The organism is Lysobacter niastensis (assembly GCF_015453285.1).
Lineage (GTDB): Bacteria > Pseudomonadota > Gammaproteobacteria > Xanthomonadales > Xanthomonadaceae > Lysobacter_J > Lysobacter_J niastensis.
The window spans coordinates 359190-371754 of record NZ_JADLZT010000003.1; the positions used below are offsets into that span (position 1 = coordinate 359190).

15 protein-coding genes are annotated in these 12565 nt (G+C 68.4%); 1 reads left to right on the forward strand and 14 read right to left on the reverse strand.

What is annotated here, in order from left to right; translation table 11 throughout:
* Nucleotides 1-40: 40 nt before the first annotated feature.
* From IU514_RS06845 to surE, 5 genes are read right to left on the reverse strand one after another with little or no spacing between them, the layout of a single operon-like run.
* A complete protein-coding gene (locus IU514_RS06845) occupies nucleotides 41-949 on the reverse strand; it encodes an endonuclease/exonuclease/phosphatase family protein (protein WP_194930331.1) in 909 nt (302 codons plus the stop codon).
* The gene (locus IU514_RS06850) at nucleotides 946-1764 is read right to left on the reverse strand and encodes a peptidoglycan DD-metalloendopeptidase family protein (protein WP_194930332.1); all 819 of its coding nucleotides are present in this window, start codon (nucleotides 1762-1764) and stop codon (nucleotides 946-948) included. Before IU514_RS06850 ends, IU514_RS06845 begins: the two co-directional genes overlap by 4 nt.
* A gap of 7 nt (nucleotides 1765-1771) precedes the next feature.
* Nucleotides 1772-2389 (reverse strand): YqaA family protein, encoded by a 618-nt coding sequence (locus IU514_RS06855; RefSeq protein ID WP_194930488.1) that lies wholly within the window; start codon nucleotides 2387-2389, stop codon nucleotides 1772-1774.
* 38 nt (nucleotides 2390-2427) lie between these two features.
* Nucleotides 2428-3111, reverse strand: a complete 684-nt coding sequence (locus IU514_RS06860) for a protein-L-isoaspartate(D-aspartate) O-methyltransferase (protein ID WP_194930333.1) — start codon at nucleotides 3109-3111, stop codon at nucleotides 2428-2430.
* Nucleotides 3108-3896 (reverse strand): 5'/3'-nucleotidase SurE, encoded by a 789-nt coding sequence (surE, locus tag IU514_RS06865; RefSeq protein WP_194930334.1) that lies wholly within the window; start codon nucleotides 3894-3896, stop codon nucleotides 3108-3110. The genes IU514_RS06860 and surE overlap by 4 nt, the downstream gene beginning before the upstream one ends.
* 112 nt (nucleotides 3897-4008) lie before the next feature.
* Between surE and IU514_RS06870 the strand changes: the two genes are divergently transcribed.
* Nucleotides 4009-4578: a Smr/MutS family protein gene (locus IU514_RS06870; protein ID WP_194930335.1), complete on the forward strand. Its 570-nt coding sequence runs from the start codon at nucleotides 4009-4011 to the stop codon at nucleotides 4576-4578.
* Between the two features lie 82 nt (nucleotides 4579-4660).
* On the opposite strand, the gene IU514_RS06875 is transcribed toward IU514_RS06870, so the two are convergent.
* The 9 genes from IU514_RS06875 to IU514_RS06915 all read right to left on the reverse strand — a co-directional run bounded on the left by IU514_RS06875 (nucleotide 4661) and on the right by IU514_RS06915 (nucleotide 12255).
* Nucleotides 4661-4894, reverse strand: a complete 234-nt coding sequence (locus tag IU514_RS06875; protein WP_194930336.1) for a hypothetical protein — start codon at nucleotides 4892-4894, stop codon at nucleotides 4661-4663.
* A gap of 184 nt (nucleotides 4895-5078) precedes the next feature.
* Nucleotides 5079-6134 carry a tRNA pseudouridine(13) synthase TruD gene (truD, locus tag IU514_RS06880; RefSeq protein WP_194930337.1) on the reverse strand — a complete coding sequence of 352 codons (1056 nt, stop codon included), beginning with the start codon at nucleotides 6132-6134 and terminating at the stop codon, nucleotides 5079-5081.
* Complete coding sequence (ispF, locus tag IU514_RS06885) at nucleotides 6131-6610, reverse strand: 2-C-methyl-D-erythritol 2,4-cyclodiphosphate synthase (RefSeq protein WP_194930338.1); 480 nt, start codon at nucleotides 6608-6610, stop codon at nucleotides 6131-6133. The genes truD and ispF overlap by 4 nt, the downstream gene beginning before the upstream one ends.
* A 46-nt stretch (nucleotides 6611-6656) precedes the next feature.
* Nucleotides 6657-7361 carry a 2-C-methyl-D-erythritol 4-phosphate cytidylyltransferase gene (gene ispD / locus IU514_RS06890; protein WP_194930339.1) on the reverse strand — a complete coding sequence of 235 codons (705 nt, stop codon included), beginning with the start codon at nucleotides 7359-7361 and terminating at the stop codon, nucleotides 6657-6659.
* Nucleotides 7358-7699, reverse strand: coding sequence for a cell division protein FtsB (gene ftsB / locus IU514_RS06895; RefSeq protein ID WP_194930340.1), 342 nt, complete (start codon nucleotides 7697-7699; stop codon nucleotides 7358-7360). Before ftsB ends, ispD begins: the two co-directional genes overlap by 4 nt.
* Before the next feature lie 9 nt (nucleotides 7700-7708).
* A complete protein-coding gene (gene eno, locus IU514_RS06900; RefSeq protein ID WP_194930341.1) occupies nucleotides 7709-8995 on the reverse strand; it encodes a phosphopyruvate hydratase in 1287 nt (428 codons plus the stop codon).
* Between the two features lie 123 nt (nucleotides 8996-9118).
* The gene (gene kdsA / locus IU514_RS06905) at nucleotides 9119-9949 is read right to left on the reverse strand and encodes a 3-deoxy-8-phosphooctulonate synthase (protein ID WP_194930342.1); all 831 of its coding nucleotides are present in this window, start codon (nucleotides 9947-9949) and stop codon (nucleotides 9119-9121) included.
* A gap of 133 nt (nucleotides 9950-10082) precedes the next feature.
* Nucleotides 10083-11747 (reverse strand): CTP synthase, encoded by a 1665-nt coding sequence (gene pyrG / locus IU514_RS06910; RefSeq protein WP_194930343.1) that lies wholly within the window; start codon nucleotides 11745-11747, stop codon nucleotides 10083-10085.
* A gap of 139 nt (nucleotides 11748-11886) precedes the next feature.
* A complete protein-coding gene (locus tag IU514_RS06915; protein WP_194930344.1) occupies nucleotides 11887-12255 on the reverse strand; it encodes a hypothetical protein in 369 nt (122 codons plus the stop codon).
* Nucleotides 12256-12565: the final 310 nt, after the last annotated feature.

Genomic DNA, 12565 nt, shown 5'->3' on the forward strand with positions numbered 1-12565 from the left:
CGACTTCAACATCCCGCCAAGCGGGAATCGAGCCATCGCGTCAGGGACGCTTCCCGGGCCCGTTCCACCGCAGCCGCGCCTGCACGCCGAAGTGATCGGATGCCCACAGCCCGTCTTCCCCCGGACGATCCAGAATCCGCTGCGATTGCAGCGGCGTGAACGTGTCGCGCTGCGCGAAGACGAGATCGATGCGCTGCGGCGCGGCGTGGTAGTGCGGATTCAGCGTTACGTATTCGGCGGCATTCGTTTTCGCCGCCGGATGCCGCGCTTCGTAAGCATCGAAGTAGCCGGTGCGCAGCGGCGCCAGTTCGGGACGATCGGCAGTCGTGTTGAAGTCGCCGGCGATCACGGCCGGAGCATCGCCGCGCGTGGCATCGACGAAGGCAAGCAAGTCGGAAATCTGTTGCGCCCGCGTCGCGCCGGTGGCGTCGCTGAAGTTCAAGTGGACGGCATAGACATTGAGTGGCCGGCCGTGGATCTCGGCACGCACCCAACCGGCAATCCGGTAGTCGTCGGCCGGCCGTAACGGCTGCTCGCCGTGCGCCAGCAGCTTCCGGGCGAGGATCGCATTGCCGTAGCGACGCGTTCGCCCGGGCGGATCGACGGAAACGAAATGCCACTGGTAACCGAGCTGGCGCGCCAACTCCCCGGCCTGATTGGGCAGGCCGGTGTCCTGCAGCACTTCCTGCAGCACGATCACATCCGGCTGCAGGCGGCGAAGCGTATCGACGATCAGCGGCTGCCGGCGCGGCCAGTCGCCCTGGTCATGCCAGAGGTTGAGGGTGACGATATCGAGCGCATCGGCATCGCGCGACGGTGACTCGGCGTCGCCCGGCGCCATCGAGCGGCACGCCACCAGGCACAGCACCAGCAACGCATTCGACATCCGCAGCCATCGCCATGCGGCCGCCGCGGCGCCTTTGCGCTGCGCGTGGCCGCCTTCGTTCATCGCTTGGGCAGGTACAGAAGCGGATCGACCGGCTTGCCGTTGTAGCGCACCTCGAAATGCAGCATGTCGCGTGCGGCGCCGCTGCGCCCCATTTCCGCGATCTGTTCGCCGGCCTTGACCAGCTGGCCTTCGTTCACGAGGCGGCTGCGGTTGTGGCCATAGGCCGACAGCCACTGTTCGCTGTGCTTGATGATGACCAGTTCGCCGTAGCCGACCAGGCCCGAGCCGGAGTACACGACCACGCCATCCGCCGCGGCACGCACTGCGGCGCCACCGTTGCCGGCGATGTCCACGCCCTGCTTGGTGGGATCGCCCGCCACGTAACGACCGATCAGGTCGCCATCGGCAGGCCAGCGCCAACCGAAACCGCTGCTGGCGGGAACCGGAGGCGGTGCAGGCGCGGCGGGCTTCGGTTTCGGTGCGACGGGTTTCGTTGCACCGGGCTTCGACGTCGCGGCCGTGGAACGCGGCGGATTAGCCGGACGTGATGCCGGCGCGGTCGTGGCCGCAGAAGGCGGATACAGCTTCAGTCGCTGCCCCGGCTGGATCGTGTACGGCTCGGCGATGCCATTCCACGCGGCGAGATCGCGGGCGTTGATGCCGTTGCTGAAGGCGATGCGATACAGCGTGTCGCCACGCTTCACCACGGTGGTGGCGCCCGGCTTGGGCTGCGAGGGCCGCACGGCATTCGCGCTGGCGCCCGGCTCGCGGATGACCCGGCTGGAACAGCCGGTAAGTGCGGCCACCGCTGCCATCGCGGCCAACGCCGCGGCGACGTATGCGGCGTAACCCGCTCCCCTGGTGCGTACCGTCATGCGACTCCTACCCTGCGAACTGCGCTTTCCAGATCAGCCAAGCCGCCGCTGCCGCCAGCAGCAGCGATGCGGCCCATCCGATCGGTTCGATGTAACGCCTCAGCGCGGCTTCCGCACGTACGCCGCCGAGACGGATCGCCAACGCGACGAGGTACACACGCTTGCCACGTCCGATCACCATGCTCGCCATGAACGGCAGCAGCGGCACACCGACGATGCCGGACGCCCACGTGAATATCTTCAACGGAATCGGCGTGAATCCGGCCAGAACAAGCAGCCAGAACGCCTGCCACGGCGAGTTCGTGGCGATCTCGCGCAACTGCGCCACCTGCGCGTCGATGCGGTGGATCCAGCCCAGCATCGTCAGCAGCGGCTTGACCAGTTCGTAGGCGAAATGACCGAGCGCGTAACCGAGCACGGCGCCCACAAGCGATCCAGCCAGGCTCAGCGTCGCGAACCAGAAGCCGCGCCGCGGCTGCGCCAGCGCCATCGGCGCCAGCATCACTTCCGGCGGCACAGGAAAGACGACCGCCTCTGCGAAACTCAACCCGGTGAGGTAACCCGGTGCGTGGCGATGTCGCGCCCAGCCGATAGTGCGCTCGTAGAGCGGGCCAAAAATCTTCAACACGATCCCCTGTTACTGGTGATATGGGCGGACGAGGTTCAATCGATCATCCCCGACAGCAGCGGCACGAACACCACCGGCGCCAGCGACTGCTGCGTGACGACGCCGTCGGCGTCCTTGGTCAACTTGAGCAGCGACTGCGACGACGGCCCGCCGACCGGCGCCACCAGCGTGCCGCCCGGCGCCAGTTGCACGGTCAGTGCATCCACCAGCGCGGGCGCCGCGGCCGTCACGACGATCGCGTCGAACGGGCCGTTCTCGGGCCAGCCGATGCGGCCGTCGTCGTGCTTGCTGCGAATGTTCATGCCGAGCTGGCGGAAACGCTTCCGCGCGGTGCGCAGCAGTTCGCCGATGCGCTCGACGGTGTGCACTTCCAAGCCCAGTGCGGCGAGTATCGCGGCCTGGTAGCCCGAGCCGGTGCCGACTTCGAGCACCTTGGCCGGAGTCTTGCCCTCGTCGAACAACGCCTCGGTCATCTTCGCCACCACCCACGGCTGCGAGATGGTCTGGCCGTGGCCGATCGGCAGCGCGGTGTCCTCGTAGGCGCGAGTGGCCAGTGCCTCGTCGACGAACATATGGCGCGGCACGGTGCGGATCGCGTTGAGCACGCGCTCGTCCCGGATGCCGTTCTCGCGCAGGCGTTCGACGAGCCGGTCGCGCACGCGCTGCGACGTCATGCCGGTGCCGATCGCTTCGGGTTGCAGTCGCATGCGCAGGTTCATGCCGGCGACTCCGATCCATGCAGCGATGCAGCCAGACCGCCGACCCAGCCGGCGACCTGTTCCAGCGACTGGTAGCGCGTCAGGTCAACCTGAATGGGGGTGATCGAAATGTGGCCGGTGCGTACCGAGTGAAAATCGGTACCGGGGCCGGCGTCCTGCTCGGGACCGGCGGCGCCGATCCACCACCACTGTCTTCCACGCGGGTCCTGCTGCGGGATGCAGCTTTCGGCGCGATGGCGATTGCCCAGGCGCGAGACCTCGAAGCCACGCACCTGCTCCCACGGCACGTCCGGGACGTTGACGTTGAGAATGGTGTCGGCGGGCAGCGGATCGGTCTTCAGCCGCGCGATGATCTCCACCGCGGCACGCGCGGCGGTTTCGTAATGACGGCCGGTGTGGTCCACCGTCTGCAGCGACATCGCCACCGCCGGCAAGCCCAGGAAGCGGCCTTCCATCGCGGCGGCAACGGTGCCGGAATAGATCACGTCGTCGCCGAGGTTGGCGGTGTTGTTGATGCCGGAGACGACGATGTCGGGCTCGGCCTCGAGCATGCCGGTGATGGCCACGTGCACGCAGTCGGTCGGCGTGCCGAAGACGCGCCAGGTCGAGGCATCGAGCTGCTGCACCCGCACGGGTGCGTCGAGGGTCAGCGAGTTGCTGGCTCCGGAACGATCGCGGTCGGGCGCGACGACCAGCACCTCATGGCCGGCGGCCCGCAGGCCCTCGGCGAGGATGCGGATGCCGGGGGCGTCGACGCCGTCATCGTTGCTGACCAGGACTCGCATGAACTCCCTTGTGGTGGCTGCGGCATCCGGAGCGCCGCGACGACCCCATGATAGCTGATGCGGATTGCCTGCCATGGCTTGCAGCAGCGCCTGCAGCGCCTAAGCTTTGCGCATGCCCGAAGATCGCGACGACGACGACGCCGAACTGTTCCGCACCGCGATAGGCCCGGTGCGGCGCATGCGCGAGACGGTGGCGCCGCCGTCGGCGCCCCGGCCGAAGCCGCGTGCCCGCATGGCCGAGCGCGACGAGGCGCACGCACGCGACGAGTTCAGGCATGCGCTGGCGGGATCGGTCGAGCCGCTGGATGCCGGCGACGCCCTCGCCTATCGGCGCGACGACGTGCCGCCGCGGGTCCTGCAGCGTCTCAAGCGGGGCGAGATCTCGGTCCAGGAAGAACTGGACCTCCACGGATCCGATTCGCGCGAAGCCGAGCAACTTCTACGCGCGTTCCTGCACGACGCCCGCCAGCACGGCGTCGGCTGCGTGCGGATCATCCACGGGAAGGGTTTGCACGGCACTGCCAGCATCGCCAGCGGCGGCATGCCGGTGCTGAAGAATCTCGTCGACCGCCTGCTGCGTCAGCGCGCAGACATCCTCGCCTTCCACTCCGCGCCCCCGGCACAGGGCGGCACTGGAGCGGTGGTGGTACTTCTCGCGCCCCGTCGTCCCCGTCACTCCTGAAAAACCAGGCCTGCGACCTCCGCGGCGCGCGGGGTCGGCAGGCCCTGCCCATCACTTGCAGGCGCAGGGCGCCGGGCAGCGATTACTTGTCGCCGGATTCCTTCTCGGCCGGTTTGCGAGGCGTGTTCACCCACACCACCTCGATGCCACGACGGCGGGCGACCCGCTCGACGTAGGCGACGTAGGCTTCGTCGTTGTCATTCAGCGACGGGGCCTTATCGGGCGGTACGTAGGTGGATTTGACTTCGGTTCCGGCGCAGGCGGCCAGTCCGAGGACCGAGAGCGACAGGACAGCCATGCGTAACGATGCGTTCATGACGACATCTCCATGACATTGCCAACGCCCGGGCGAAATGCGGGGGCGGCGCATCTGGATGCGACCAGTGCGCAATTTGGCTTATACGCCGGCCATACCGCGCTGCCAGTGACGAAAGTGATAGGACCGATGACCTAGGGCCTGTTAACGCTATCGGGACAGGCCCTGCGGTCGGCGGAGGCACTCAGTCGTCGCGGCCCGCGCTGGCGATCTCGCCGAGTTCCGACAGCACCGTCGTGGCATAGGCACCCGCGGGGAGCGAGAACGCGACCTCGAGGGCGCCGGCATCGAGCCAGCGCCACGTCATCGCCTCCGGGCGCAGGCGCAGCGCGCGCCGCTCCTGGCGCAGGCCTTCGGTCTCCAGCCCGGCGCGCAGCGCGGCGGCGTCGACTCCCTCCAGCGCCGACAGCTCCAACGACTGGCATTCCCCCGTGCTGCGCAGCTCGCCGCGTCCCCAGAGCGGGCCGGTGGGATGGATGTCGCAGGACGCCAGGCGCTGCGCGAGTTCTTCGCTCCAAGGCTCGGGTCCGAACACGCTGCGGCTGCCGTCGAGCATCCACACCTCGCCTTCGAGCGGGCGGTCCCAGTGGCCGGCGGCGACACGCGCCGCCAGCACACGGTTGAACAACTCCGATCGCGCCGCCGATACCAGCAGCGTGCGCTGCTCGCGCCGCACGCGGCGTCCGCCGAACATCGCCAGCGCCTGGGCGACGTTGTCGCCGCTGCGGCCGAAGCGTTGCTCGCCGAAGTAGTTGGGTACGCCGCGGCTGGCCATGGCCTGCAGGCGGGTCTCGATGGCCGCCGCATCGCCTTGCACGTCGCGCAGCACCAGCACGAACCGGTTTCCGGCCAGCGCGCCGCGCGGCAGCTTCTTCGCGTGCCACTGCGATTCGAGCACGCGCAGGCTTTCGTCCGGTCCATCGATGGCCAGCGTCGCCAGGTCCGGCGCCACCCGCTTGGGCAAGTGCACCGTGAAGCGCTGGCGCGTCACCGCGTGGCGGTCCTTGAGTCCGGCGTAGCCGATCGCGACTTCGCCGACACCGGCCCACTGCGCGAGGTGGCGAGCCACGAACGCGGTGTTCATGCCGCGCTTCTCGATGGTCAGCAGCAGGTGTTCGCCGCTGCCCGAGGCCTCGAAACCGGGCAGTTCCTCTACGAAGAAATCCTCGGGACGCGTGCGGATGCGCGCGCTCAGCACGGCATCGCCATGCGCGCGCGGCTGCGATGAGCTCGCGCTCACGAGCGCACCAGCAGGCAAACCGCCATCGCCGCGATGCCTTCGCGGCGGCCGGTGAAGCCAAGCTGCTCGCTGGTGGTCGCCTTGATGCTGATGTCGTCGACGGCCACCTGCAGGTCCTGCGCGAGCGTCGCACGCATGCCCTGTGCATGCGGACCGACCTTGGGGCGCTCGCAGACCACGGTGATGTCGGCATTGCCGAGCCGCCAGCCACGCTCGTTCGCGAGCGCCAGGCAGTGACGCAGGAAGGCGCGGCTGTCGGCGTCCTTCCAGCGTGCGTCGCTGGGCGGGAAGTGCTGGCCGATATCGCCCAGCGCCAGCGCACCAAGCATCGCGTCGCACAGTGCGTGGATCACGACATCGCCATCGGAATGGGCCACGACGCCGCGGTCGTGCGGGACGCGCACGCCACCGAGCATGACGTGGTCGCCATCGCCGAACGCGTGGACGTCATAGCCCTGGCCGATACGGATGTTCATGCGATCTTCCTGTTATCGCCGGCCACGCCGGCATGCGCCCGCAGGTTCAGGTGCGGACGCGTTGCGTGAGAAGGTATTCGGCGAGCGCGAGGTCCGCGGACGTGGTGACCTTGAGGTTGTCCTCGCGGCCCTCGACCAGCATCGGCCTCGCCCCGGCACGTTCCATCGCCATCGCCTCGTCGGTGACCACGATGCCGGCGGCCTGCGCCTGCTGCAGCGCGGCCGTCAGCGCACCGCGCCGGAACGCCTGCGGGGTGAAGGCACGCCAAAGCCCCTCGCGCGGCTCGGTGGCGGCGATGCGGTCGCTGTCGCTGGCCCGCTTGAGCGTGTCGCGCACGGGTGCGGCGAGGATCGCGCCGTCGTGGGCCAGGTCGGCCGCGGCGATCAGGCGCTCCAGGTCGGTGTCATGCAGGTTGGGCCGCGCGGCATCGTGCACCAGCACGAGCGCACTGGCGGGCACCTCCGGCGGCAGCGCCTGCAGCGCGGCGAGCACCGAGTCGGCACGTTCGCCACCGCCGTCGCAGCGCAGCACAGGCTTGCCGTTCCAGTGCGTCCAGCCCGGCCAGCGCGTGTCGTCGGCCGACAGCGCGACGATCGCCCCGACGACCCGCGGATGCGCCAGCAGCGCGTCCAGCGCATGCGCGATCAACGGCCGCCCGGCGACATTCAAGTACTGCTTGGGGATGTCGCCGCCGAATCGGGTGCCGCGGCCTGCGGCGGGAATGACGGCCCAGATGCCGGAGCGGCTCACGGAGCGGCTTCGCCGGAATCGTTGGCAGCATCGCCTTCGGCCGCGGGCGCCGTGCCTTCCGGCTCGACGACGCGGTAGAAGGTCTCACCGGGCTTGATCATGCCGAGCTCGCTGCGTGCGCGCTCCTCGACCGCCGCCTCGCCGGACTTGAGGTCCTCGACTTCGGCGGCCAATGCGTCGTTGCGCTGCTGCAGACCCTCGTTCTCGCGGGTCTGCTTGAGCACCTGCTGTCCGAGAGCGGCCACCGCGTGGCGGCCGCTCTGTCCGAACCAGAGGCGGTACTGCAGCAGCGCCACCAGCGCCACCAGCACCACCAGCAGGAGCCTGATCCAGCGCATCCTCCGGGATCAGCGCTTCAGCGAGACGAAGGCGTCGCGGCCGGCGTACTTCGCCGCCGAACCGAGCTGCTCCTCGATGCGCAGCAGCTGGTTGTACTTGGCGACGCGGTCGCTGCGGCACAGCGAGCCGGTCTTGATCTGGGTGGCGGTGGTAGCCACGGCGATGTCGGAGATCGTCGTGTCCTCGGTCTCGCCCGAACGGTGCGAGACGATCGCCGCGTACTTCGCCGCGTCGGCCATCGCGATGGCCTCCAGCGTCTCGGTCAGCGTGCCGATCTGGTTGACCTTGATCAGGATGGCGTTGGCCACGCCCTGCTCGATGCCTTCCTTGAAGATCTTCGGGTTGGTCACGAACAGGTCGTCGCCGACCAGCTGCACCTTGTTGCCGACGCGCTCGGTGAGCAGCTTCCAGCCGGCCCAATCGTGCTCGGCCATGCCGTCCTCGATCGTCACGATCGGGTACTGCGCGGCCCAGCCGGCCAGGAAGTCGACGAACTGCTCGCTGGTCAGGCGCTTGCCTTCGCCGGTGAGGTTGTACTTGCCGTTCTCGAAGAACTCGCTGGAAGCGACGTCCAGGCCGAGCAGGATGTCCTCGCCCGCCTTGTAGCCGGCCTTGCCGATCGCCTCGAGGATGGTCTCCAGCGCTTCCTCGTTGCTGCGCAGGTCGGGGGCGAAACCGCCCTCGTCGCCGACCGACGTGCTCAGGCCGCGGCCCTTGAGCACCGACTTCAGCGCATGGAACACCTCGGTACCGGCGCGCAGCGCCTCGGCGAAGTTGTCCACGCCCACCGGCAGGATCATGAACTCCTGCAGGTCGACGTTGTTATCGGCATGCGCGCCACCGTTGATGATGTTCATCATCGGCACCGGCAGAACCGCCTGGCGGCCGTGCGCGAGGTACTGCCACAGCGGCAGTTTCTTCGACGCGGCCATCGCGTGTGCGTTGGCCATCGAAACGCCGAGCAGCGCGTTGGCGCCCAGGCGGCCTTTGTTCTCGGTGCCGTCCAGGTCGATCATGCGGCGGTCGAGGCCGGTCTGGTCGGCAGCGTCGAAGCCGTCCAGCGCCTTGGCGATGACGGTGTTGACGTTCTCAACCGCCTTGCGCACGCCCTTGCCCAGGTAACGGGTCTTGTCGCCGTCGCGCAGCTCGACGGCCTCCTTGGTGCCGGTCGAAGCGCCGGACGGCACCGCGGCGCGGCCGAAGCTGCCGTCGCTCAGGGTGACTTCGGCTTCAAGGGTCGGGTTGCCGCGGCTGTCGAGGATTTCGCGGGCGTGGACTTTGGCGATCGTTGTCATGTCGTCGTGGATCTAAGGGTTTGAAAAAGTGGATGTCCGTCACCAACCGCGGACGATAGCCGAGTTGGCGCCGTGGCGCGCGCCCGGGCGCCGGCGCGGTCGCGCCAGGCACCCGGAAGGGCATCACGCCTGTTCGAGGAAACCGTTGCGCTTGGTGACGTCGTCGATCTGCTTGAGGGTTTCCAGCAGCGCGCGCATCTTCGGCAGCGGCCAGGCATTGGGGCCATCGGACAGCGCTTCGTCCGGCACCGGATGGGTTTCCATGAAGATGCCGTCGATGCCGACCGCCATCGCCGCGCGCGACAGCACCGGCACGAACTCGCGCTGGCCGCCGCTCTTGCCGCCGGCACCGCCAGGCAGCTGCACCGAATGGGTGGCGTCGAACACCACCGGGCAGCCGGTGTCACGCATCACGCTCAGCGAGCGCATGTCGCTGACCAGGTTGTTGTAGCCGAAGCTGACGCCGCGCTCGCAGGCCATGATCTGCTGGTTGCCGGTGGCCTTGGCCTTGTCGGTGACGTGCTTCATCTCCCACGGCGAGAGGAACTGGCCCTTCTTGATGTTCACCGGCTTGCCGGCGCGGGCCACGTTCTGGATGAAGTCGGTCTGGCGACACAGGAACGCCGGGGTCTGCAGCACGTCGACGACGGCGGCGACCTCGTTCATGGGCGTGTACTCGTGCACGTCGGTCAGCACCGGCACGCCGATCTGGCGCTTCACTTCGGCCAGCACCTTCAGTCCCTCTTCGAGGCCGGGGCCGCGGAAGCTGGTGGCCGACGTGCGGTTGGCCTTGTCGAAGCTGGACTTGAAGATGAAGTTGATGCCCAGCTCGGAGGTGATTTCCTTGAGCTTGCCGGCGACATCGAGCTGCAACTGCATCGACTCGATCACGCACGGGCCGGCGATCAGGAAAAACGGCTTGTCGAGACCGACTTCGAAACCACAAAGGTTCATGGTGCAGCTTCTCCATTCCCCCTCTCCCACTTGCGGGAGAGGGCCTAGGTAAGGGGGTGCGGGCCACGGAAAGCGCCCTCATCCGGCGCTTCGCGCCACCTCCTCCCGCACGCGGGAGAAGGGTCCAGCCGGCTTACGCCGTCGCTTCCTTCAACAGCCGTCCACCCGCCTGCGCCTTGTGCTCGCGCGCGGCGCGGATGAAACCGACGAACAGCGGATGGCCGTCGCGCGGCGTGGAGAGGAACTCCGGGTGCGCCTGGCACGCCAGGAACCACGGATGCTGCGAACGCGGCAGTTCGACCATCTCCACCAGCAGGTCGTCCATCGACTTGGCGCTGATGACCAGGCCGGCGTCTTCCAGCTGCGTGCGGTAGCGGTTGTTGAACTCGTAGCGGTGGCGGTGGCGTTCGGCGACGACATCCTTGCCGTACATGTCGCGCGAAAGAGTGCCCGGCTTGACCCGCTGTTCCTGCAGGCCCAAGCGCATGGTGCCGCCCAGGTCGCTCTCCTCGGTGCGGCGCTCGATCTCACCGCTGGAGGTGCGCCATTCGGTGATCAGGCCGATCACCGGGTGCGGGCTGGCCTTGTCGTTCTCGGTGCTGTTGGCACCGCCCAGGCCGGCAACGTGACGGGCGTAGTCCACCACCGCCGCCTGCATGCCGTAGCAGATGCCGAAATACGGAAGGCCGGTTTCGCGCGCGAACTTGGCGGTGAGCACCTTGCCCTCGAAGCCACGGTCGCCGAAGCCGCCCGGCACCAGGATGCCGTCGACGTCCTTCAGCGCGTCCACGCCCTGCTGCTCGAGGTCGGTCGATTCCAGCCACTTCAACTTCACGCGCGTGCGCTGGCGCAGTCCGCCGTGCTTGAGCGCCTCGCCGACGGACTTGTAGGCGTCCTGGTGGTCCACGTACTTGCCGACCACGGCGATAGTGACCGTGTCGACCGGATGCTCGCTGGCATCGACCACTTCGTCCCACTGCGACAGGTCGGCCGGACCGGCGCTGATGCGCAGGCGGTCGAGGATGATCGCGTCCAGGCCTTCCTCGTGGAAGCGGCGCGGCATCTTGTAGATGTTGTCCAGGTCGACCGCCGAGATGACGGCGCGCTCGGGCACGTTGGTGAACAGCGCGATCTTGCGGCGCTCGCTGTCGGGCAGCGGCTGCTCGCTGCGGCACAGCAGCACGTCGGGCTGGATACCGATCGAGCGCAGTTCCTTGACCGAGTGCTGGGTCGGCTTGGTCTTCAGCTCGCCGGCCGCGGCGATCCACGGCACCAGCGTGAGGTGCATGAACAATGCGCCCTCGGGGCCGCGCTCGCTGCGGATCTGGCGGATGGCTTCCAGGAACGGCAGCGACTCGATGTCGCCGACCGTGCCGCCGATCTCGACCAGGCCGACGTCGAAGCCTTCGGTGGCCTCGATGATGCAGCGCTTGATCTCGTCGGTGATGTGCGGGATCACCTGCACGGTACCGCCGAGGTAGTCGCCGCGGCGTTCCTTGCGGATCACGTTGTCGTAGATCCGGCCGGTGGTGATGGAGTTCTTGCGGCTCAGGCGCGTGCGCAGGTAGCGCTCGTAGTGGCCCAGGTCCAGGTCGGTCTCGGCGCCGTCGTCGGTGACGTACACCTCGCCGTGCTGGAACGGGCTCATCGTGCCCGGATCGACGTTGATGTAGGGGTCGAGCTTCATCATCGTCACGCGCAGTCCGCGCGCTTCGAGGACGGCCGCCAGCGAGGCTGCCGCGATGCCCTTGCCAAGTGAGGACACCACGCCGCCGGTGACGAAAATCAGGGGAGTCATGGTTTTGCTACCGCTGGAAAGCCATAGTCTACCGGCTCGGCTCCTTCGCGGCGAGCCGACCCGAGCTTCGAGCGCAAAAAACCCCGGGGCGCGAACCCCGGGGTTGGCCCGGAAACGGCCTTGAAAAGCACCGTCGCGCCTAGCGTTCGCCTGCTTGGCGATCGCCTGCTGGCTGCTGTGCCGGCTCGGTGCCGGTCGCCGAATGGACGGACGCCGCGGCCTGCGCACCCACCGTGGCTTTCGCGCTGGCGCGGCGCGACTTCCGGGCGCCCGCATCGCGAACCTCACGCGCGGCGCCCGATGCCTGGTCGTGGGCCTCGCCGGCGACGTCCATGCCGGCATCGCGCGCGGCTCGGGCCGTATCCCGAACCGGGCCGGCATTGGCGCGGGCATCCGCCGCCGCTGAAACGCCGACGTTGACCGGACCGGCTTGGACGGCAGCGCCGCCGCCGGCGCCAACGCCGAGATCGATCGCCTTTGCCGCGGGCGCGATGATCGCGGCGGCCATCATCGCCGGAAGGAGCAGCGCGGCCTTTGCGGCCGTCGATTGGGAGAAAGCGGGTTTGCGGGCTACGAATCGATGCCTGGGTGTCCTGCGCATGCGTCTTGCCTCCTGGTTCGGGCCGAAAGGCGGCCCAACAACGGGGAACGGTGGCATCCCCCGAACGTCCGACGGGACGATGCGGCCGACCGTAGGCAACCACGCCCTGCTGCGCCCTGAACTCCCGCAGGCGCCATTCATGCCGGCGACATCTCGCGTCCATCCGCGTGCCGGACGTCGCAAAAAAAAACGAAAACACCCCGGACTGGCCGGGGCG